This is a genomic window from Paenibacillus sp. GYB003 (genome assembly GCF_036577625.1).
GTDB lineage: Bacteria > Bacillota > Bacilli > Paenibacillales > NBRC-103111 > Paenibacillus_AB.
The window spans coordinates 73759-96614 of record NZ_JARBDC010000038.1 but is presented as its reverse complement, the minus strand read 5'-3'; the positions used below and the strand labels follow the sequence as shown (position 1 = coordinate 96614).

18 protein-coding genes are annotated in these 22856 nt (G+C 46.2%); 16 read left to right on the top strand and 2 right to left on the bottom strand.

Annotated features, from left to right (window positions below):
- Positions 1–44: 44 nt before the first annotated feature.
- Positions 45–197, bottom strand: a complete 153-nt coding sequence (locus tag PV407_RS13760) for a hypothetical protein (RefSeq protein ID WP_332090507.1) — start codon at positions 195–197, stop codon at positions 45–47.
- Positions 198–910: 713 nt separating this feature from the next.
- Complete coding sequence (locus PV407_RS13755; RefSeq protein ID WP_332090506.1) at positions 911–1051, bottom strand: hypothetical protein; 141 nt, start codon at positions 1049–1051, stop codon at positions 911–913.
- Between the two features lie 1156 nt (positions 1052–2207).
- On the opposite strand from PV407_RS13755, the gene PV407_RS13750 reads away from it, so the two are divergent.
- The 16 genes from PV407_RS13750 to PV407_RS13675 all read left to right on the top strand — a co-directional run bounded on the left by PV407_RS13750 (position 2208) and on the right by PV407_RS13675 (position 22851).
- Entirely contained in the window at positions 2208–3212 is a 1005-nt protein-coding gene (locus PV407_RS13750) for a hypothetical protein (RefSeq protein ID WP_332090505.1), read from the top strand.
- Between the two features lie 643 nt (positions 3213–3855).
- Positions 3856–5220, top strand: coding sequence for a hypothetical protein (locus PV407_RS13745; protein WP_332090504.1), 1365 nt, complete (start codon positions 3856–3858; stop codon positions 5218–5220).
- 1185 nt (positions 5221–6405) lie between these two features.
- Positions 6406–7872, top strand: a complete 1467-nt coding sequence (locus PV407_RS13740) for a hypothetical protein (protein ID WP_332090503.1) — start codon at positions 6406–6408, stop codon at positions 7870–7872.
- Positions 7847–10582: a type IV secretory system conjugative DNA transfer family protein gene (locus tag PV407_RS13735; protein WP_332090502.1), complete on the top strand. Its 2736-nt coding sequence runs from the start codon at positions 7847–7849 to the stop codon at positions 10580–10582. The genes PV407_RS13740 and PV407_RS13735 overlap by 26 nt, the downstream gene beginning before the upstream one ends.
- Positions 10583–10805: 223 nt before the next feature.
- The gene (locus PV407_RS13730; protein ID WP_332090501.1) at positions 10806–11756 is read left to right on the top strand and encodes a hypothetical protein; all 951 of its coding nucleotides are present in this window, start codon (positions 10806–10808) and stop codon (positions 11754–11756) included.
- A gap of 19 nt (positions 11757–11775) precedes the next feature.
- A complete protein-coding gene (locus tag PV407_RS13725) occupies positions 11776–12687 on the top strand; it encodes a hypothetical protein (RefSeq protein WP_332090500.1) in 912 nt (303 codons plus the stop codon).
- 13 nt (positions 12688–12700) lie between these two features.
- Entirely contained in the window at positions 12701–13531 is an 831-nt protein-coding gene (locus PV407_RS13720; RefSeq protein WP_332090499.1) for a hypothetical protein, read from the top strand.
- Positions 13528–14637 carry a hypothetical protein gene (locus PV407_RS13715; RefSeq protein ID WP_332090498.1) on the top strand — a complete coding sequence of 370 codons (1110 nt, stop codon included), beginning with the start codon at positions 13528–13530 and terminating at the stop codon, positions 14635–14637. The genes PV407_RS13720 and PV407_RS13715 overlap by 4 nt, the downstream gene beginning before the upstream one ends.
- 68 nt (positions 14638–14705) lie before the next feature.
- Entirely contained in the window at positions 14706–16178 is a 1473-nt protein-coding gene (locus tag PV407_RS13710; RefSeq protein WP_332090497.1) for an ATPase, T2SS/T4P/T4SS family, read from the top strand.
- A complete protein-coding gene (locus PV407_RS13705) occupies positions 16175–17218 on the top strand; it encodes a hypothetical protein (protein WP_332090496.1) in 1044 nt (347 codons plus the stop codon). Before PV407_RS13710 ends, PV407_RS13705 begins: the two co-directional genes overlap by 4 nt.
- Before the next feature lie 60 nt (positions 17219–17278).
- The gene (locus PV407_RS13700; protein WP_332090495.1) at positions 17279–18190 is read left to right on the top strand and encodes a hypothetical protein; all 912 of its coding nucleotides are present in this window, start codon (positions 17279–17281) and stop codon (positions 18188–18190) included.
- A gap of 14 nt (positions 18191–18204) precedes the next feature.
- Positions 18205–18366, top strand: coding sequence for a hypothetical protein (locus PV407_RS13695; protein ID WP_332090494.1), 162 nt, complete (start codon positions 18205–18207; stop codon positions 18364–18366).
- Between the two features lie 137 nt (positions 18367–18503).
- A complete protein-coding gene (locus PV407_RS13690) occupies positions 18504–18896 on the top strand; it encodes a hypothetical protein (RefSeq protein ID WP_332090493.1) in 393 nt (130 codons plus the stop codon).
- 25 nt (positions 18897–18921) lie between these two features.
- Positions 18922–19443 carry a hypothetical protein gene (locus PV407_RS13685; RefSeq protein WP_332090492.1) on the top strand — a complete coding sequence of 174 codons (522 nt, stop codon included), beginning with the start codon at positions 18922–18924 and terminating at the stop codon, positions 19441–19443.
- Between the two features lie 783 nt (positions 19444–20226).
- A complete protein-coding gene (locus PV407_RS13680) occupies positions 20227–21510 on the top strand; it encodes an S-layer homology domain-containing protein (RefSeq protein WP_332090491.1) in 1284 nt (427 codons plus the stop codon).
- A gap of 87 nt (positions 21511–21597) precedes the next feature.
- Complete coding sequence (locus PV407_RS13675; RefSeq protein WP_332090490.1) at positions 21598–22851, top strand: S-layer homology domain-containing protein; 1254 nt, start codon at positions 21598–21600, stop codon at positions 22849–22851.
- Positions 22852–22856: the final 5 nt, after the last annotated feature.

The following is a 22856-nucleotide window of genomic DNA, read 5'->3' as shown; positions in this document are numbered from 1 at the left end:
GACGGCGCGTTCCCTCTGCCGCACAGCGCGTTCTCCATATCGATCTACTCCGTACCGTCCGCCGTCTTCACATGCACCCACGGTCCGGTCGCTTCGATCACTTCATAGGTGCTGGGCGGAAGCTCCTCACCACCTATTCCATATCTCGGCTTCTCGTACACGTCCGTCGCCTCCGTAAGCCGGATCGGCTGCTTCAACGTCCGATACTGAATCCAGGTGTCGTGTCTCCGAACAGAACCAAAGCTTCTCACCGTTCCATTCGATCTCGTACCAGTGAGGCGACCACATGTCGCGCCCTTCCCAAGCACTTGCCGTCACATGCACCACGCCGGCCGGAATCGTCTCTCCGGGACCTTCGACGTGCGGGAGCGGATACGCCTTCGCCTCTCCGGTCAGCTTCAATGCGTATGACTGCTCCTTTCGGTTCATCTTCTCCATAAAGGCCGGCTTATAAATCCATTTGTCCCCGAGCCACGTGTCGATTCGAAGACACTCGCCTCTTAAGGATGCGAACCGACGGGTCGAATTGATATCTTTCGGCTGAAACGAATATCGTTCCGGTCGCCTTCAGCTTTTGCGGAGCGATCCATGCCCCGACGGCGTCTCCCTCAGCGGACGTGTTATACAGCTCGACCGTATTCAGCAAATGGACTTCCCAGCGTTCCTCGTCGTAGCCAGACACGACGCCGAGCGGCTGGCCGGTTTTCTCAGGCGTTGCGTAAAGATCGGCCGAACGAACGACGACAACCGATTCCGATATCGTCGAACCGGCTTCAGCCCACTCCGCCCCCGACACGGGCACAAGCAGTGCGATCGACGGTAGCGCCGCAAGCAGTTTTCCTCTCCTCTCTTTCTCTATCCGCGAAGCATCGTTCGGACTCCCCACTCTCGGCCAACCCGAACGATCCGTTTACGGGCACATCGTCTCGTAAGCGATTGCCCACCGCTTCTCGTCCTGCTTGCCGTCCGCCGCGTTCCGGTCTACTCCGAACGCGCGGCAAAGCGCCTTCAGCTGAGGCGCCGTAAAGACGTCGCCGAGCGCTTCGAACAACGGGAGCCTCGGCTCCCTTAGCCTGTGCGTGCCAGCGCCAAAAACTATTCGGCGCCGCCGTCGGGGACTTGCGGAAGCTTCCTGCGCGTAGCGCACAGGACGGCGGTGTCGACGCGCGGCCGCGGCGCGAAGCTGTCGCGCGAAATCGTGTGCGTCATCTTCAGGTCGTACCTCTCATGCGCCATCCCAACAAGCGCGGGTCCGTCACCGGGTCATCGGTGAACCGGTACGCCGCAGCCCCCGCCCCCCGCTTTACGACGAACCGCCCCACTCGAACGAGGAAGCAGGCGTAGCGAGCAGAAGATCGAAAACCTGTCGTAATGGCGAAAGGAAAGATCGCGACGACGCCGAACGGTCCTCGCGGAAGCCCAAGCATGTCGAGCGGCGTTTCCATTCGACGATCCGTACGTTCGCCTTGCGCCAAGCTTCGCCCGCAGCTTCTCCGCTATTGCTGGTTCGTTCTCGACGGCCACCAAGCGCCCATCCTCGCGCGGCAATCGGCACGTCAGCGCTACTTTCCCCACGCCGATATCGAATCGACCGGTCGCCGTCCCGTCGACAAGCAAGTGTTGGCTGGAAAATATGTCGTTCCTTTCGCTCCGCGGCTTTATTTGATGCGACTGTTCCTCCCTTCCCTACCTATCACAACTAACTATTGCAAGAAATTAACTTCGATTATTCATAAATGGCCACTACCCAGTAATGGCCATTATGTGTTATTCTAACATTTAGCAAAAGCCATGATTGAGAATCTCGAATTAATAAGAAATTCAAGATTAGCCATGAACAGCAATGACAAAGCGTATATCAGAGTCTATCAAATATAGATTACCCACGATCATCAATGATAAATCGAAAATAGTTGAATTTTAATTAAAAACTATCGATGAACATCAAGTGTATAATTGATAATATCAATCTTTAACTTGGAATTATCTAATAAAAGCAAACAACAATCGGTATATATTAATTTATCCGTTGCGTTTATCCAATAACAGCAAACATAAATTTAGTCATAGAAATTCTTCCGTTGTATTTACCCAGCAGCGCCAAGCAACTCCTAACTCTGATTAATATATAATTGTGAAATGAATTTGCTGGCGCGATTATTAATTGTGATCATCCATGTAAAGCCATTTAAAGGGAGGAATGAAAAGTGAATGAACATGATAGGAAAGAGATTGTGTTGGATATGGGTGAAGTAAATGAAGCTATTTCTGACCAAGAACGACGTGTTTCTGAATTGAAACAAGCCGTCGAAAATGATAACTTGTATAATCATGTTCCAAAGGAATACGATCTATTATCACCTGATATCTTGTCGCTTGATTCGGCGAAACTCTACAGTACTAAGGATGTTGTAGAGATTCTCAGTAAATATCCTTATCTTTATGATCCCATTGAAGGGAAGTCATATATAAATGAGAATAGAGTGAGATGGTGGCTAAACGAAAAGGATGACGATAATCTAATATTTTATTTCAACCTGGACAAACCAAGTAGGAACTGGGTATGGACTGTATACAACATAGTTCAAGCGAAAATTGTTGCCATATTACGTTTTGTTCTAAACCATCAGCAAAAGTATATAAAGTCATTAGCTACCGGACTAATTATGAATGCTCCAAAAGTCTCCGATGAAAACGTAATGGATCTAGTAGCGAATGGTTCACTATCACAAGTTAAAGACATGGAGACTCTGAAGAATATAGTATTTTCTGCAATGTTGAGAATGGAAAAACGCTATGAGTCGCTTGATAAGAGTTACCGTAATCTAAAGGATGAACATGAAAATTTATTTGGTGAACTGGAGACAGCAAATGAAAATCATGCTCGACTAATGGAAGAATTTGAATCTTTAAAAAAAGAGCATGAAGCTTTGACTGGCTTAGTTGGAAACATTGAAGGGTCAACAAAAGAGCTATTTGGTGATGGAGGTCACCTATCTCGGTTAGAAGAACAAATTAAGATTGCATCATCACGTGGAACAGATACTTTAGAGAATTTGCAGCGGTACAGAAACTTGAAGCTTGAAGCAGCAAAGTTGTGGGATAGTCAAACTTCAGTTTTCAAGAGAATGTTCGGGAAGAGCTCGGATCGGGAGGAGTTTATCGAAAAGTACGTATATGAACGACTGATTGCTGAAGAAAATAAGAAGTGACGCACCAGAAATGGGTGCGACCGCTTCTTATTTTTTTTGATATGTGTTGGTTCTTTAAGAACCATATATAAACCCTGATGTTTATGGGTTTCTGTTTTATATGGTTCATAAAGAACCATATAAAATGATGGAAAAATGAGGTGTAATAGAGTATAATGGTTCATAAGGAACCATAACAAATGAAGGGAGGGTCCTGCATCCAAATATGCTACTGCCCGATACGTTTCAGTATGACGAACCTACATTAGCATTTTTGGCTACAAATTTACAGGATAGAGATGTGCTCTATGTCTTTCAGCAGGTAATTCGTTTTCGAGAACGTAATGGTTTCTTAAAGGCGTATTTGCCGGATTGGAACACAAAACGGAGAAGATATGATAACGCTTTTCTAATTCTGGAAGCTACTAAGTTCATAGTTTGCGTCCGTGATAAAAATGGCTATGGGGCAAGTACTCCGTATTTCCCAACAGTTCGAGGAATACAACTCGCAGAATACATACTAAACGAATTGGATCCTCCACCGTTGCCCCCAGAATCATTTAAAAAATTGACGGATGAACAATACGAGTTATTCGAACGAACCCGCGTCATTCCATTATGATAGGAACATATGATTCATTTAATATATTGAGGAGGAGTCCCCTTGCCATTAAAGTTCTCTTTTCGAGATATGAAACTCGGCGCAATTTACAACCAACTCGCGCCCTTTGCTAAAGACGGTTCTGAAGCTGAATCTCGACTGAAAGATATGCTTGATCTTCAAATAGTTACGCTTGGTCAAGGCGGAGGGCGAATGGGAGCAGAACTTGCTCGTTTTGGTTTCGATTCGTGGATGGTTAACTCCGCATCAAGTGATTGGTCCGAGCAGAACTGGATCGATAATAAACGGAAAATCTTATTAACTGACCCCGACAGAGGTAAACTCGAAGGTACGGCTAAAAATGCTGGGATCGGCCACATGATTGCACAAAAAAACGTCCAGAGATTTAAACAACTTGCCTTAGATACACAGGAGGCCGATTTCGTTATTGTTAAGGTTGCTCTTGGGGGCGGTACCGGCAATGGATCTTTGTTGACAGCTTTGGAATGGATCAGCAAAGTACGTGATATGGTTGGAATGCGTACAGAACGTGGCAACGCAACAATCATGGTAGTAGCAAGCATACCAATGAGAGATGAAGCGAACCCGGAAATTTGGAGAAACACTCTTTCCGGAATTAAAGTGTTGCAGGACTTTATTGATAATAAGAAGATTGGGACAGTCTTACCAGTGGATAATGAGTTTATGCGCAATTTTTACGAAAGAGAACAACCGCTTGTCCATCAACAGCGGACCCTTTCTGCGTTAGACTATAGCAATGTGATAGTTGCTCGCACTCTATTTGAAGCTCTTTGCATTCCACTTCTCGGCGGGCAGGTAGCAATGGATTACACCGAGTTGGTTGAAATTTTTTCCACCCCAGGATGGATGACAATAAACCGAGCAGAAATACAAAATCAGGATGAATTTAATGTACCGGTTACTATAGACAGACTCTTTAAGCAAAATGAAGTATTTGCTTCACTTGACGTAACGAAGTCATTAGCCGGGGGAATCGCGGTTATCACTGGTCCGCGTCGAAAGCTTCCAGCTGCAAGCATCGACAGTATCAAACCAATAACTAATGATTTGCTAGGGCGTCCTCCAGTGCTACATACAGCCGTTTTGGAGTCATCTGCAATTAACGATACCACTTCATACGTTTTGGGGATGTCCGTCACTCCTTCACTTCCTGAAACATTGCTGGATACGCTCATGATGAGATATCAGCAGGAGAAGGAGCGTCGTGAGCAGCTCGAGGCAGCAGCACGTCAATCGAAATCCAAGTTGTCTGGTTTCGACGATGTCTTCTCACAGACAGCGGCGACCTCACAGAAGAAGCGAATCACTTTGGACGAGCTTGAGATTGATGATTCTCAGCCAATTCCCAAGAAACGTTTTACGATTGAGGATCTGGATAAGCTATAACACTAAGCCCTCTGATAGAGGGCTTTTTTAGTGGTTCTTTAAGAACCTTATAAATGGTTCATAAAGAACCTCATATAAATTCTATCTTCTTCCCTGTTCATCTTTATCTATTACTGAAGTTCATCTTCTCCCTCCCGTACTCAATTTTCTGACTCCCCCTATTCTGTAGGACTAGCCTGCATGGAACTATATGTTCTCGAAGCATAACAATGTCGTATCCGCGGTAGAGAATACGTTCTTTTCATTCATCGTGCTGCCGAAGTCTTTGCACCAGTAATGGAACGACAGCTTGCCTACTCCGGCCCCATCGTCACGCGAACTGCTTCGGTAATGATCGTAATTGATTAATCTTGACTTACGCATGTTCTTCGAATGAAACGTCCAAATTCACCTTAGCCATGAAAAGCCATTTTGAATTTGTATTTTTAAATGACGATCATGGAAAACATGGACTTACCCATGAGAGTGCAAAGAGGGTGAATTGGATGATTGGCATGATTACCTTGCCATTCAAGTCAAGTGTTAGCTGAGGTCTTCGTAGAACGGTATTTTTGCCGTGGAAAGAAGAAATGTGGAACATTCGTTTGGAGTAAGCAGCAGTTTGTGAAAAGTTCATCTTTCCACATTTTCTTTCCACAAACTGAGGGTGTAGTCAGACGGAGCTATAGTGATGAAATGTGTTAATTTTATTAAGGTTCGATAGAATCAAATACATTTGTGAAATAAATCACCGTTATCTGAACTCATACCTTGCGCGGAACGAGGGTAAGATAAGTGCCCCCGATTATTTTTCCGAACGGAAATATGATCTTGCTTTTGAAAGTAGTATGCTGTTCTTCAACGTTAGATTTTGGGAAACGATGGTTGTCAAACTTCAACTTTGAATCGTATAATAAACTCGAAAAATCAATCGTTGAAGCGTAGGACGCAAAAATTACACCTGTGTCAGGTGAGATTTTTGCGTCTTTTTTTATTGCATTGAAAGGCGGAGGATACTATTTGGCGGGATCAACAAACCGTAGATGGAGACGAAAGTTAACGCGGAAGGAAAAGCAGCAAAAATATTCGATCGATGAGCGAATCTTACTTACAATGGAAAATCAGAATGACTTCAACATCCTTATGGCATTGTATTTTTATCGAGCGCTATCATCGGACCAACTTTATCGATTAGGCGTAACCAACATGAAAAAGAACACACTGTGGAGCAAACTGGTATATCTGACCGAACGCAAGGTAATCCAAAAACTGGTCGATGATGCGAAACCGTCAGGATCTTTGCACATAAAGTACAGGTACGCATTGACTGAATTAGGATTAACAATTATTTTGCATTCGCTTGAGATTCCTGTTTGGACCAAAGGAAAGGCGAGGCTCTACTACTCGATAAATGATTTAAAAGTTCGTGCGCAAAAGAAACACCATTTTATGATTGTGGATTGGATATCAAGGGTGCAACAAAAGTTGAAAGAAGCGGGAATATTTGTTCCTGATTCCGAATGGCGGCGATACTATAGTGGCGATCCGAATAATTCGGAGACGAGTTACAAACCTGATTGGATATTGTATGAACCGAATGTCGGAAACAAAACGATAATTGAAAATCAGCGTTATGAACTACACCCTTTCGTATATCCTCTTTCGGTTAGAGATCAACATTTGAATGGATTATACGAAAAGATCGGGGACGGCCGAACTTGGGACTGGCGCTCATTTTTCAAGCCAATGATGGTTTTAGAGATGGACACGGGTTCCATGAAACATAAAGAACTAGTCGTCAAATATCAGTCCATCATAGAAACGCTTGCACGAGAAAAAGAATCTTTTCCTAAAATGCTGGTATTTGCTAATTATTTGGGCCGGTTGAGTTCTAAGATCGACAAAACCAACGGTGATAATGAAATAAAAACAATTCTGCCAAATAGTATGAAACGGCTCAGAAATACGCGTCGGAACATTGTCGATGTCATGAGAACTGTGTTAATAAATGATGATCTGAGCGTATTGCACTGTGACGAATATGAAACCATTCTGACCGCTGCCGACTTTGTCATCAATGGCCAACAATTGGTTGGTCATCTAGAGATGAGCAATTTTGAAACGTTTCAGAATTTGCTCAACGTACATAACAGCAAGGAAGGAAGAAATGCAAGAGTTTTTGATCCAAGATCAGAAGCGGGCAAAGAATGGAGGGATTTTACTACCTACGGTCCAGGAATTCCGGATTTTTACGTGATTCAAGATGAGAAGCGGGGGAGCGGGAGCCGGAGCCGGTTCGATGAACTGGACCTTAAAGAACTTGATTTCATATATTTAGCTCGAAAGGGTTGGGTGAATCCTTTGGCCAAAGCCGAGCAATATGCAAAATGGTTATCGAAAGGAGGGGCATGGGGGAATGTTTCAAAAGCCAGGATCATCCTTCTATACCCCAATCGAGACGAGTTTATGGAGGATGTATTCCCTATAGATTTTTATTCACATAATGTGTACTTCGTAAGTTTCGAAGACTTTCAACAAACAAAAAGTTGGGGTCCGGTCTTTAAGAGACATACGACGGAGAAGAAAGGGACTCGCTGGATCGAGTTGCATAATGGCGAATCCGTCATTGAGGGGGAGGGAAGCGATCATGTCGATCATGAACAGAGTGTCTGATGGAATACGCGATTTTCACTTTCGAAAATGGACACCACTCATTTTAGCCATCCTGACCCATTTCATCGTATTTGTATCAATGGTATCAGTCCTTGCGATGACGTATTCCCTGTTATGGGGGAAATATGAGTTATCTCGAAGCGGGTTGGCAGAAGAGCTGCCGTTTCCACTTCCGCTGCTGATTTGGTTCTACTCGTCACCTGATGAATCACCTTTTTGGATGCTTCTCTATTTTTCGTTGTTTCCATTGGCGACATGGCTGTTGGGAACGCGGGTAAAGTTCCTGACGAAAACATTGCGCCGGCGTGGATTCAGTTTTATCCTGTGTAGCATCACGATTGTTCTGAGCATTTGTTACTACAGCTCGCTTTATATCATGCCGATAGGTTTTGAACCTCTCGTCGGAATACATGATAATTTCGAATCCTTATACAAGGGTCGACTTCATCGAGAGTCCGTTCAAATCATTGCGATGGGTGTTTTGTTAATTCCATACTTTGTGGCGTTTGGCGTTGTATCACGAATCATCGGACTTTATCGAGACGATGAGGTCGTGCAAACTTGGTTTGCCGAGTATAAATTTGAGCATAAATGGCTTGGAAGATTTGGCGACGAAAAGGCAGGTACCCTCCCGGACATCACGTTGGCGACTCGAGTCGATACCGGGGTGCCGGCGGTATTGACCGGAGATTCCAGGCAGCTGGGTGTTACGCTACTGGGCCCGCCGGGGAGCGGGAAGACTTCCATGAAGATCATCAAAGCATTCCGACAGGATATGGGTCATGTCCAGAAAATGATAAACGATTATCCGCGTCTGGCCAAAAAGTACGGTGTAAACTCAGAGAAATTCAAGCGTGCCATGGCGAAATACTTGATTGGCTCGATTATCATTGAGCCTGCAAAAGATTTATGCGATTCCGCATATGATGTCGCTCGGAAACATGGCTTACCTGACGAATTTATCATTTACTTAGACCCGAGCAACGAGGATACACCCGGAATAAATGTACTTGTTGGCCCATTATCTCAAGTAGCAGAAACCATTACTGCCGTTCTCGACGGCATGAGTGAGGTTAGTAACGAATTTTTCCGTCAGGCTTGCCGGACCGTCCTGAAAATGTACATCTACTTATTGAAAATTAACCGCATTAATGATTGCGATTTGATGGACCTTGATCGAATGTACCAGGATCCACGATTCACGATGGATTTAGTTATTGCGGTTGAAAAAACAATTCCAAGAGACGAAGAAATCGCAAGTATGAAGAAAGACCAGAAAATCTACTGGATGTTGGTTAAGCGTGTAATCCGATGGTTCAAAAACGATGCGCTTGCGATCATGGTCGATCGTGACGGGATTGTTCAGAAATATCCGAGGGGTCACGAATACGAAGGGCGAGAAATCGTTTTGGACAAACAGAGTGAGTTTACGCGGCAGACCCGAAACTTATTGTCAGACCTCATCATGAACCCTTATCTTGCTCGGATTTTTATGAACGAGAGGACGGTTGATATTGACCGCATCATGGCCAAAGGAGGCATTTTGCTCTGCAATACCGATAACGGATTGCTCGGCGACGTTTCGGATGCGTTTGGGAAACTCGTGCTGATGACTGTTCAAAATGCGGTATTTCGTAGAAAGGGAGACGAGAACACCCGTGCGTTGGTCAGTTTGTATGTAGACGAGTTTTACGATTACATGAACCGGCCTTTCTTGAAGCTGGCCAGTCAAGGAAGAAAGTATAAGCTCGCGCCTTTTGTAGCATGTCAAACCCTCTCGCAATTCGCAATTAAATTCGGCGACAAATTCGTCGATGCAACACTGGGTACGACTCGGAACCTCATAGTGTATGGCGGTGTAACCGATTTTGACGCAGAAAAGTTGTCCAAGTATTTCGGGAAGAAAAACCTTGACGTCATGACGGTCCGTGAGAGTATTACGCCGGACAAGATGCAAAATCCGAACTTCTCCTATTCTGAGAGCATAACGCGGGAGGAGGTCGCTGTCGCATCCGAGGATGATATTATGTTTAACCCTTTTAAGTTTTCATATTGCCGGCTTGTTTATGAAGGGAGCACGAAAAAGGCTTTCCTTGCGGAAGGTGATTTTATTGATAAAGGCGAAGCAGCGGAATGGGAGGCAGCACTCCATCCGGAAGCTTTGGAATTTTTCATGAGCTACTGGCGAATGGACGTTGACTTGAAGGCAGTTTCGGAAATCGAATCTGTAGTGGCGCCGGAAGACGGTGTGGAGGAAATCCAAAAAATAACTGATGAACTAGAGACAGAATTCAATGAGCACGAGAACCTGGTTTCGCGGTTTGATGGATTTTCTGGAAAGGAAGCGGGACCCAACAAATCAGGAAGGCAATCATCTCAAGAGTCGCTACCTGCAGCTGATCATCACATACCGAACCTTGGCGTTGCCAAACCCGTGTTACACGATGAACGTAAAGACGACAGATCCATGTCCGTCGTATCTGCGACCCAAGAAGAAGAAACGTTTTCGTTCTCAAAAAATATGACCGAATTCATGAAAAAGACGACACAACCTCCCGATCCTACAATGCATAAAGTTGAGCTGGATCACGGACCGGAAAACAAAATGAGTAAATTGAAAGACGTTTCCGTTGACGAGGACGAAGATGCACAAGCGTTTGTACGAGCTGTCCAAGCCAAACTCGAATCAAATCAAGATAAAAAGAAATGAATGGGTACCCATGACATTCGGGGTATATAGGTATTGTTAAGGCGAAAACTGAGCATGTTCCACGAAATGCATAAAAAAAAGCTTGAATTCCAGAAACTGATCGTATATCTTTATGTATAAGTGAATATGATCGTAGCGAAGGACGCGTAAATTGCCTCTATCGAGGCTGTTTACGCGTCTTTTTTTTTCGCTACACGTACACAAATCTGAGGAGGATGTGTGGATGAATCAGCACGTTTTGGAGATTTTGCGAGAATCGATGGTAAGACGCTGGGTGCAGCATGGGAAAGTGGAGCAAATCCGAACAGCCACAATACGAGGGAAGAAAGAGGAACTCATCGTTATCAATTTCCAAAACACCAACCTGTACTGCAAAAAAGAAGACTTCTTGGATCGCGAAGTTGGAACGTTTAATGGGTTTCTTCATACGCGGGTACCGTTTATCGTCACGAACATCATGGAAGCGGAAGGCGTGGTTTTGGTAAGCCGGCGGGAAGCGATCCCGCGTATCGTCGATCAGTTCCTGGAAGTGACACGCAAAGGCGATACGGTCCGTGGTGTTGTCACGGGCGTTCTCGACAGCAACCTGGTTTTTGTCGATGTGAGCGGCTTCCCATGTATTATTCCTGCAAGCGAATGGGATGTTCGTAAAATTCGCAATCTTCGTGATCAGCTACCGGTCGGAACGGAAGTCGAAGCGATAGTTCAAGATATCCGGAAGGATGACCAATCGGAGCCGATTTCACTCGAGCAGTCCGAGGCCGAGATTATGCAAGACGAGGAGCAGGAACTCGTAAAAAATAAAGTGAGCAGCTCCCAGGAATATGGATATCGCGTCATCCTGTCTCGCCGGGCGCTTGTCGTGCAAGGAAAAGAACGCTTCTGGGATGAGATTGAGAATCATCATAATGTCGGTGACAAGGTCAGTGTCAAGATTACGGGGAAAGCACCGGGGGCAAACAGTTATTTTTGCGAGCTGCCTTCAGGAATCACCTTTATCGGAAACCTGAGCAAATTTTTGCGGCAAAAATTCCACGACGGATTGCCGGCCGGCGTAGGAGCTACTGCGGAAATCACCCGAATCGAAAAATCGGCCAAGCGTGGGCGAGTTTTGATCTTCAGGCTAGAAGCCAATCATGCGGCCATGATGAACAATGCGTACCGAATTATCTAATCAGCAGCAATCGGCCCCGATGCCGGTTGCGATCTGGAAGGCGCGGGACGGCACGATTCCATTTTTCGATGATCCGACTTTCACGATCGAACTAATGAAGTGGAATCGAGAACCCGACACTACGTTTGACTCGATTTACAATAGGGTGCTCCGCGGCGAAATATCGAAGGAGGATATCGAAATCGCCATTACATTGGCGAGGGCAAAAGTGCTTACCGAAAAACAACTTCGATATTTGTACCGCAACGTATTTCCGCAGGCACATAAATTGGCTACTCGTTTAAGGTACCTCCAGAGGATCGGTTGGTACGAGGGGTGGAGGTTCGAAAGTCAGTTCAACGGAAGAGAGCATGTATGGTCGATCGGAATCGCAGCCAAAAATTATTTAGGGTACGGTCTGGGGATGGAAGTACCCGATCCGATTCGCATCACACAAACGATCCGAAACTGCTTGCCTTTTTGCGCCATTAACGAACTGCGTATCCGTCTGGTTGAAAAGGGCGTCCTGCAGCCAGACGGGTTCATGTGGTACCCGCCCTTGGCACCCAACTACGATTCGCCAATGGCCCTCATGTCCATACAGACTCCTCTCGGCAAAATGGTGATGTATGTAGAGCGGCTACAGCAGGATAAGAAGCCAGCCAGATTTATGGAGCGCAAGATCAAACAATACTTGCTTACTGCTCAAGAGCACGGAGCGTTATTCAATCCTGTTCCGAATAGTATGGATCCGATCCTGGTATGGAGTTGTGGTACCGAAGAGGCGATTCGAGAAATCGTGGGAGTCCAAAAACGCTTTCCATCCGAAATCATGCAACTTTTTGTTGTAGACGAGTTTATGGACAATCTTCGGGGAGCTTGGCGAGTTGCAGTCCGCGGTGAAGGCCCCGGTGATGTCAAAATAAAGCCGTTTGATATGGACTTTCTGTAAGGAGCCGCCTCACATGAAAATTAGAGTAAACGTACTGTTTCTATTGTCCATATTGATAGCCGTTGCAGGACTTTCAATGTTCTTTCTACTCTTTCTCAAGGGGGAAAGTTTACTTCCGAAGGAATTTGTTTTTTCGCCGAAAGATGGAAAAAAGATCGAGACGTATACCGAGATTACTCCTGCCAACTTTAAAGAGCTTTTCGAAGTAAAGGAAGTGCTTAAGGCTTCGGTGACCCCGAGTATGATTACGGTAGATCGGATGAAGGAGGTGTTGGAAAAGACGCTTGTTTCACCGCTGTATCCCGGAGAGTATTTGACCACTCATCACGTGGCAGAATCGGTGCTTGTCCCACAAGCTGACGAAATTGCCTATCCGATTCCGGATGACTGGTGGGAGGTCATCGACTGGACGGGAAGGATCGGCGACATCGGTCAAGTTTGGCTGACGCCTTCAGAGTCTCTCCGAAAGTGGTACGAACAGCAGAATCAAAATTCTGCGAACGTGAAAGGAACGGTTACCCAAGACCCCCTTTTTTCGAACAAGGCTGAAATTAATATAACTGCCACGGCTGGTACGTCCCAATCGTATGCTGTCGTACCCGACAAAGAAGAACGACCGTTGACGAAGCCGTTTTTCGAAAACGTGCGTGTCCGGTATGTGTTCGATTCAGCTAATAAGCAAATTCGAAACGCAGAAGGGATTAACGACCGGTCCGAGGGGACAGGGAAGCCGCAAAATGTAAAACTCTTCTTGACGAAAAAGAAATATGCTGACTTGAAACAGGCAATCGAAGAAGGCTATAAACTGATTCTGGCCGTCGATAACGGGGTGGTAAGCAAATGAAGGTCGGAGTAATTGGCAAGACAAGTCGTATTGTATCCATTATTCAGCACATCAACGGTGTAACGGATGCGCAGTTCTCTATGGACGGAAAAAACGTTGGAATATGCGACGTTCTCCTTCTTGACCACGTATCTGCCATCGAGCTGGAGTCGTATTCGAACGAATATGCCAAGCATAACGTTGCGTATATCGTGGACGTCCGGAACGGACTCCGAAGCGATTACGAGAAAATCAAAGAGCTCTGCACGCTGAAAGGAATCCCGTTTCTGGTCGATCGATCGGACCAAGGGATCCAGGAGGAGGTCGAGAAGTTCCTTTTCCCGCAGCGGTATGAGGGGCGCCTACAACCTGCGCTATCGTTAATAGCTTGCCATCGGAAGTCCGGCGTCTGTCTTATTTCCGAAGCGCTTAGCGAAAGGATCGCGCAACGAACGAGCGCCCACATTGGTTTGGTCAAATTGGATCCGTACAACGTTACATCCCATTCGCAGGGACTGAATCAATTGTACCGAGAGTTTGAGGCTGGCGGCCTTTCTTCCGGACGAATCAAAGAACTTGCGGAGGCGAAGCGGGACAATTTGTTTTATATCGCAGGCAATCCGAAGATTGACTATGCCCGTGGGTTTCATCCACACAAATTGGAGCAGATTTACGGATTAATTCAGGCAGCATTTGATTTAACGATCTTTATTGTGTATCCCTATTGGGACAACTCCATGACCCTTGTTGCCTTGAAGCAAATCAAGAGAAAATACTTAGTCGCGACATCAAAACGGGAGGAAATGAAGGAGTTTTATGCTTTTGTTCCGCAAATCCGGTATCAATTTGACCTCGATCTACGCCATAACTCGTTCATTTACAATTTTGACGGTTTCGGGAACGAGGCAAAACTCTCGGTGAGCGATCATCTGCAGGCCGGTTGCGTCCTCCAGTTGCCTTATGTGCCTGGTCCGAATCCGATGGATCAAAAATTCACTCAAGCGGGGATTCAGAGGTTAGCGGAAACGATTGTCAACGACTACGGACTGCCGGTTATCCCGCAACCTGAAAAGAAAACATGGCTGAATCGGCTCACAGCCGGTCTGCAAGAAAAACGTTTGGGTTAGCATGAGTGAACAAACCAGTTGGGGAACCCCCGGGAAACGGCGAACGGCCAGTAAAGGGGAGAGAAGTAATGGATGCAGTGAAGGAATTGATTGAAAAAGGTGTAAAGGAAATCCCTTTCGATGTCTTGGCGGACTACACGCGAGAGGGAAATGATGGCCAGGCGGGTTATCAAGGGCAAGGCTATGCGATGCAGAATTTCAAAAAGGCCATTGCAATCGTTGATCATTGGTTTAGTGATCGATTGAACAAGGCCAAAGATAATAAAGAGAAACGGAAATATGTGACGCAGACGCATCGTGCCTCGAAAGGCCATCCCGAGGAAGTAGAGGAAGTCAAAACCTTAATACGACAAATCATAGATGAATACAAGCTAAACGAAATCCAACCCCCGGCAATCTACGAGAATCTGGTCGATGCCCTATTTCACGAAACTTGGGGGTTCGGGTGTGTAAGTGTCTGGATGGAGAAGTATCCAACTGTCGGCAAATGCCGGCTGAACGGGAAAGAGGTTCGGTATCGGAAACCGACCGAGCGGACTCATCGGACGCACGAACAGTACGACAGCATCGAAGATGTATACCGCCTCATCAATAACTTGACGCGAAGTGAAGATGAGGCCGTCATGTCACGGGAGAAGCCGTATGCCGAGCTTAACCTGTATGACGGGACACGCGTTGTCATCACGATCCCGCCCATGAGTAAACATCCAACTGTAGTTTTTCGGAGAAATGTGCTTGAGCAATTCACTCTGCAACAGCAGGCTGAATTAAAAACGATAGACAAAGCAGGAATACCTGTCTACCGGATGATAGCTCGATGCGGGTCGAAAATCATTCTTACTGGTGAACCCGGAACAGGCAAAAGCACATTCATTTTGTCCTTATTCATGGAGACACGTCCCGAGCTTATTACCGTACTTGCGGAAAATGCATGGGAATTGGATTTAAAAAAGAGGTTTCCGGATCGTGACATCACGGAGTTTGTTGGGGATGACAAAACGATGGTCCCATTGGTCTTTCCTCGCACACTTCGTATGGACCCTCAAATCTATGTAATCGGCGAAGTGCGGGAAGTCGAAGCGCCGATGTACAAAGAGGCATGCGCAAACACACGCGGGCTTGTTATGACGACCATGCACGAAAAAGACTCGACCAATGTTCCGGGTACATTGGCTCGTAAGGAGCTGAGGCATACGGAAGGGTTAAACTATCGAATTTCGTTGACCGACTACGCTAACCTGATCGATTTTGTTTTTGTGTTTGAGGTCGACGAAGATAGCGAGACCCTGCGGAATACGGAGATTTCCGAGATCCATTTTGATGCAACCGATATGTCAGTTACGAGTAAAAAAATCATGTGGTTCGACGGGGAACAATGGTGTTGGAATGCGGATATTCACCCGACGCTGCAGCGTAATATGCGGAAGAGGGATCGGGCCGCTTTTGAGGAGGGGATGGAAACCCTTCGTAGACTTGCTGCTCACCTGCCGATTCCAGAGGAACTCCGCTCGAGCACGTTAACATGGGGGGAGAAAGGGTGAACCTCCATATTATCGAATTCTTTTCGAACAACTGGCTAATCATTTCTGGTTCACTGATTCTTATCGGATCGGTTTTGGCTGCATCCGTATTGTTTTTACGAGCGGTCGAGCTGTATCGACAGTATAAAGAATACCATCGTCGATTCGAAGGTCATGGTCAAGGTATAGATGCGAATGAAGATTTCAGAAATCGGATTCTTCGGTATATTTCGATGCACCTGCAAGTATTGTTCAAAATGCCCGTTTCTGCAGCGAAGCTAGGCACATTCGTATTTCTATTTTTCAGTGTTCTCATAGGCATTGTGATCGGGAATTATTTGTTCGAAGTTTACGGAAAATGGGACGCGAATCTCCCGTACGACCAAGTTGGCATTGGCGCCTCTTTCCTGATTGGAACATGTGCATGTTTTTTTCCATTTTTGCTTCTTCATGCGGTTCTTCAGCAGCGAAGGGCAAAACTCAGTCATCAGTTGCTGAAATTCACGGAGGACTTTGAAAAATATTACCTGCTCAAACGGGACGCCTACGCTGCCTTTAATGAAATGGTTGATGGCGTCGAAGACCCCGTATTTCGCAATATGACGTACAGTTTGATCCAAGCGCTTCAATCAAGTAGCCGGTCTAAGGCAGATCATGAAATCCAATTATTCGAACATCAGATTGGAACCCGCTTCTGTGGAATCTTCTGTATCCTTCTGCGTGAATCCCTGGGAATGACTATCGACGAAGACAGCAAACGGCGAGAAAACAAAGATATCCGGGTTGGGATCCGATCACTTATTGAAAAAATGCATGCTATAGAAAGAGTCAATCACGAGGACAGACCAGATAAACGGGAAATATTTCAGATCGGACTTGCCACTTTCCCGTGCCTCTACGGAGCCTATTACCTCACCAAAGGGATTATACCTGAAGGAATGGCTAGAAAGTTTCTCTTTGAAGCTCCGTCGCAGTTGAACATTTTCGTTTTGGCCATCCTTCTCGGTTTTGCTGGAATTGCAGTTAATATTCTAATTTCCAGACGGAAATTTGATCTTTGACGGCAAGCCGGTAAGGCCAGATGCAAAACGATCATTTCCATTGCGAAGGGGAGAAGTTAGATGCTTGGTGACTTCGGCAGTTGGATCGAACTGAACATATACAGCCTTTTGCTTTACGGAGGCTTGTTGTCCACCGTCATGTCCGTCATCTTTATGTATTCATCGATCGGAAGCGGGCAACGGCTTCTCGCTTTCCATGAAGTACGGATTTACGTACGTTTGGAGATCGAGGACAAAGCAGAGCGTCTTGGTCGTTGGTATTCCAGTGCCTGGGGGGATCGTCTGCTCGCGTCTATGGGATTGCCGAGATGGTTAGATGTAGCACGGCTCAAAATCACTCGTGATGTCATTTGCCTAATCGTATTGATTCTGATCCTGTTTCGATGGTTCATCGTGAGCGAGGGAGGGCTCTATTACCCGATAATCGCTACTTTGGCTTTATTTTCGGCATTATCGCCGAACGAGCAGTATCCATCCATTTTCAATATTTTCATCGCACCATTGTTTCAGCGGGTCCATAACTATCGGGTTGGCCGCGAAACATCCGTTTTGATCCAGCTGCTTCGAAATGAAGTAAGCGAAACCCAACAACGCAACGTGCTTTCGATCATCAGGCAATATCAAAATTACTTTAAGATCCTTCGCGAGGACCTCCTTCTGCTCGAGTACGGTTGGAAGAATCGCTCCCTCGCTCTTAAACACTTTCGCGAGCGTTATCCGGAAAATGCTGAAATAGAGCTCATTTGTTCTGTATTGGATAAGCTCGATGAAATTGGTTATGAAGAGGCGGGCAAGACGTTGAGAGAGAACGAGGAAACGTTGCTAGAAAAGCAAACAGCCAGCTACAAAACAAGACAAAAAGACATAAACCAGGTACTCGCTCTAGTGAATATTAGCGGGGTAGCCGCGGCGGCACTTTGGGGTATCCTCGCCCTTTTTATGTGGGCGTATTCCTTTGATATCAATTACTAGGAGGTAGTTATTTAATGGTCTGGACATGGAAAAAGATTTTGGGATTTGGAATCACTGCGTTTCTCATTATGACACTGATCTTCGCACCGACAACGGGGTTGGTCGCGAAAATCACAAATTCTCACACGAAAGCGAATGAACGGGTTGATGATACCGTCAGTGCTTATCAAAAATAAGCTTGATCGGCTTCAGAATATCATGATCCGTCATCTACTATTGCTAGATCAATACTATAATTCGGTTGGCCTGCATGAAACGCATGAACACCTTAAGGGAGGATCTACGGTCCTCCCTTCTTTAGTGGGGGATAGTGATGGAATTTGTCTATAAAATGATTCTCTACTTATTGATCGTTGGTCTTACTCTCGTTGCCGTCATACTTGACCACGCAGATACGAAGAATCAGATGTACGCGGAAATGGCATTAACGGAAGCGATTCTGAAGGCGCCGCCATACGGGTATATAACGGACGAAATTCAAAACGAAGTGAAAGATTATCTCGAGAGTACCCGCGGGATGAAGCGGGAGGATATCCAGTTCGAAGGAACGCTCAGCATGTCTCAGCGCAAAGTAAAGGGGACTGGTGATGAGAAAATCGAGCTGAGAATCACGTATCCTCGAACGATTCTCATTTTCTTCGGCGGAGTCATTGATAAGCCGATCGTAAGTTACCGTTTCGTAAATACAGAGTACCGCACTCCTTAATCGAAAGAGACGAGGTGAATACGATATGAAAGTCGTATTCAAGCTGATTGCATATATGATTGTTGTTGTCACCATCTTCAAGGTAAATACTGAAGATCGAATGATTATGCTCGGAGAAGTGCGATCTTACGGAGCCGTAATCCTAGCTGCGCACGATGCTGCAGTTCTCAATAAGTCTAGAGAAGCAGAGGGTTACATCGTTTTTGACGAACCGGTTGGGACTATCAGATTCCGCGAAAGCCTCATTCATAATCTTGGACTAAATCCTGATATGACTCCAAAAAATACCGCCGTGTTTAGTGGCGAAATTAAAGTCGTCGGTTTATATTTTGTAGGTGATGATAAAGTACCTCATGACCCAATGGGGAGGCCAATATATCCTTACAGTTTCGTTCAAAATACAACATACCGTGGCAGTCCTATTACTGTCAGAGAACAATTGTTCGGTCCAAGCGTTGTCGCACTAATTGAAGTTCCATTGAATACAGAAAGCAAGCCAGTTCAAATTAAGACGGCCGTCTACAGATACTTGGATAAGCGGCTATAGATTGCTGCTGGCCGTGGGAAACAGGAACCTATTGCTCATGAACATGATACGGCCACGATCAAGCACGCGCTCCGAATCCAGGCCGGCCGGACTCGGCATAAGCGGCCCGTACGCCTTTGATTGTGGGTTGCAAAACCGGGCGGCTGCACCGGTTCGGTTACTATTACGGTTCTACTGACGTGGAGGTGCGGTTTGGCAAGACGGGTGAACACGTAACTGGTGGGACGGCGCTGCTCAGCCTGCTCGCGTGCGACGAGCAGGCTTTCTTGGTACGTCTCGAGCGCTTGTTAGCATAATCGACTGGATTGACGGGAAGTGCAATGACCGGTCGACGGCGTCCGGAAACGCAGCTTTGAGCCAGTTTTGATATACTGAGCATTTGGGCGATGGTTGATTATGTGCCGCCAAGGCTGCATGTACGACGACTGGGCGGTAAAGCGGAAGAGCTGTACGAGCGGCAGGTAACCATATCCGCGGCGAAAGTTAGAATTGGAGAAACGTCGCCCCCAGGGGCACTGCAGTTGCCCGATGCTGGACTTGGTTGATAATTTAAAGTTACTTACTGCAATAACGATTTTTGTTCCAAAACAAAGGAACTTATGATATGATTATCTTTGGAATAGGTGTTTAATTTGTTCCATTATTTCGAGTGTTTTCCCATAATGGGACAACTTAATCAAAAATAGAATCTGATTAATTTGCGAAGGACGCACATACCCATTGCGGTATCAGTACGTCCTTTTTTGGTTTCTGATTTTCTTTAAGACGGAGGTCGGTTTATTTATGAAGAAATCTTTTGTGGCGTTTGGAGCTGCTTTGGCCTTGACTGTTCTACCGTCATATTCAAGCATTGCATCCAAAGCAACATTTTCGGACGTGGAGGGGCATTGGTTCAGTGAATCGGTTGTAAACGCCGTCATAGAGGGCTACATCGATGGTTACGATGACGGTACGTTTCGGCCCGAATTGGAACTGAGTAGGGGGGAGTTCGTGAAGATGGTTGTAACGGCGACGCATCTTACGACGGATAAGGTAAATCCGGGTTCGGATTTGTATGCACCGTATGTTACTGCAGCAATGGCTAACGGACTTTTGCTGCCATCGGATTTTCAACAAAAAGATCTGAATAATCCAATATCGCGTGTTGAAATGGCAAAGATGGCGTTACGCGCCACTTCGGACGAATTCAAGGGACGAGCGATTGATGATCGATCCGCAATGCTGGAAGCTGTCCGGATGGGCCTTATTCAAGGTGTCGGATATGGGGAAATCGCTCCAAGCGGAAAGACAAACCGGGCGCAGTCGGTAACGATTGTGGATCGAATCTTGAAAGCCAGAGCAGGGGTTCCGTTGGAGGTTGATCAGAAGGCCGTATCCAATGCGGAGCTCGCCAAGAGCGGATCCAATATCTTGAGCCGCGCAGCTGACTTATTAGGTGGGGAAGCAACCATACCGCTCGACCCGCTGAATATGAGCCTTGAAACCCCGGATGGGTTGTATAAGGTCACCGTCGAGAGCATCGTGGCGATCGATTTGGAGGACCCCAATGATCCGAATCTTGACTTGCTCGGCGATCTGGGGACTTTACGGTGGTTTAACCTTTCGGATCCCATTAGCAGCCCATTGGTGCAGCATTATCCAAAATCCTATGTACTGTACTTCAAGCACCGCGTCGATTTTAATCACGATCCTATTCAGTATGACGACAGAATAGGGGTTGTGCCTGACGTGACCGGGTTTACTGGCGATGTGACTGATTTGAACCGAAATATCTTATCCCGAACGGCGACGGTATTTCGAAATGTACCGGGCGATACCCCCGCGGTCATTATCCCAAAACAAGGTTTTGTGGCACCAGGGAATCTGGCCATTGTGCTGAACGCGCCGATGGCGCAAGTCGGCGGAAATCGTTTCTCGAAAACGATCATGAGCGTAAAGGCCCCCGTACAACAAGACTTGCCTGACGACAAAAAGACCTCGGATCAGATTCAGAAAGAGATCGATAAACGAATGAAAGAAATCCAAGAAATGATTGAGCGGCAAATGTCTCAACCGCAAACGAAATAGGTGACATTCATGAAAAGACTCATGCCATTCGTAAAAAAGAAATCGGCTTGGGCGGCCGTCGCCGTCCTTGTCGTAGGGGGAGTAGCCATGTGGAAAAAGACAGTGCTTGTTACCGCGATCACGGCATTGCTGACAGGCGGAGCGTTTACGGCCAATGCCGCGAGCTCGAAATTTAGGGATATGGACGGTCACTGGTCACTGGAATCTGTCGGCCTTGCCGTTGAAAAAGGATACGTCGACGGCTACGAAGACAATACGTTCCGTCCGGACAAAGGGGTAACTCGAGCGGAATATCTCAAAATGGTCGTGACGGCCAACAAACTCCCGATCACCCAGAAGGCGGACGGATCGGAGTGGTTCAAGCCGTACTATGCAGCTGCTTTGGAAAAAGGGCTCATTACCGAAACGGAATTCCCCGTCGACAAGTTGAATTTGCCGATCGCTCGAGTAGATATGGCCAAAATCTCGGTGCGCGCGGTCAACAGCAAGTGGCATAAGCAAGAGATGACCGAGGGCGAAGCCTTGTATGAGTCCACGAAAGTTGGACTGATCCAAGGGATGGACGACGCCGGAACATTGGCGCCACTCGGCCAAACGACGCGGGCCCAATCGGTCACGTCGATCGAACGAGTTCTGGCGCTTCAAGCCGGGAAGACGCTCCCGGTAGATAAGTACGCAACCTCGAACGCCGAAATTGAATGGCATAAGACCAATATTTTTACCGTGATGCCCCAATACTTTCTGCGAGATTATCTGGATCACGGGAGAAATGTAGACGTTAGTAAGATGCGCTTTGAGGCTGAGAATGGATATTCCGAGATCGAGAAAATTATTGCTATTGACCTCGATGATCCTAATGATCCTAATCGCGCTCTTATTCCAAAGAATGTCCGTTGGAAGACACTTGGCGTTACCCCTGTAATTGAGGGAGGGATAGGAGAATATCCGACCGGTGCATACGCATTACTAGCTTTTAATAAGTTAGTGGTAGATTCCCCCGTTGATGTAAGAGGATTTCGAACCTCAAGTTTACTAGTTAACTATAAAGGGGAATCCAAGGAGTTAAAAGATGCAGGTAAGCCCTATAAGCTCGGCTTGTTTACGGAGTACCTCCCGGAAAATGAATTTTACGTTGTTGCTGCTGTCAGAAACGTAAAAGCCGGACATAACGATATTAATTTTGTGAATGGCTTTTTTATTCCTAAAGGTAAGCTTACCGTAGATCAGAAGGATGGATTGGATAGAATAGCGATTTACAATCAGGCAGCTGTTGAGTTGGGGCAGACAGTCGTACACCCACTTTATTCTTCGAGGGTCGACCATAGTTTGTCCGAGGAGTGATTAGT

What these genes read in the sequence shown, in the direction of transcription:
- PV407_RS13715 (WP_332090498.1), top strand. Translation starts at nt 13,528, where the DNA reads ATGAAGGTCGGAGTAATTGGCAAGACAAGTCGTATTGTATCCATTATT.
- PV407_RS13690 (WP_332090493.1), top strand. Translation starts at nt 18,504, where the DNA reads ATGGAATTTGTCTATAAAATGATTCTCTACTTATTGATCGTTGGTCTT.
- PV407_RS13720 (WP_332090499.1), top strand. Translation starts at nt 12,701, where the DNA reads ATGAAAATTAGAGTAAACGTACTGTTTCTATTGTCCATATTGATAGCC.
- PV407_RS13695 (WP_332090494.1), top strand. Translation starts at nt 18,205, where the DNA reads ATGGTCTGGACATGGAAAAAGATTTTGGGATTTGGAATCACTGCGTTT.
- PV407_RS13685 (WP_332090492.1), top strand. Translation starts at nt 18,922, where the DNA reads ATGAAAGTCGTATTCAAGCTGATTGCATATATGATTGTTGTTGTCACC.
- PV407_RS13740 (WP_332090503.1), top strand. Translation starts at nt 6,406, where the DNA reads ATGAAAAAGAACACACTGTGGAGCAAACTGGTATATCTGACCGAACGC.
- PV407_RS13680 (WP_332090491.1), top strand. Translation starts at nt 20,227, where the DNA reads ATGAAGAAATCTTTTGTGGCGTTTGGAGCTGCTTTGGCCTTGACTGTT.
- PV407_RS13700 (WP_332090495.1), top strand. Translation starts at nt 17,279, where the DNA reads ATGCTTGGTGACTTCGGCAGTTGGATCGAACTGAACATATACAGCCTT.
- PV407_RS13730 (WP_332090501.1), top strand. Translation starts at nt 10,806, where the DNA reads ATGAATCAGCACGTTTTGGAGATTTTGCGAGAATCGATGGTAAGACGC.
- PV407_RS13735 (WP_332090502.1), top strand. Translation starts at nt 7,847, where the DNA reads ATGTCGATCATGAACAGAGTGTCTGATGGAATACGCGATTTTCACTTT.
- PV407_RS13675 (WP_332090490.1), top strand. Translation starts at nt 21,598, where the DNA reads ATGTGGAAAAAGACAGTGCTTGTTACCGCGATCACGGCATTGCTGACA.
- PV407_RS13710 (WP_332090497.1), top strand. Translation starts at nt 14,706, where the DNA reads ATGGATGCAGTGAAGGAATTGATTGAAAAAGGTGTAAAGGAAATCCCT.
- PV407_RS13725 (WP_332090500.1), top strand. Translation starts at nt 11,776, where the DNA reads ATGCCGGTTGCGATCTGGAAGGCGCGGGACGGCACGATTCCATTTTTC.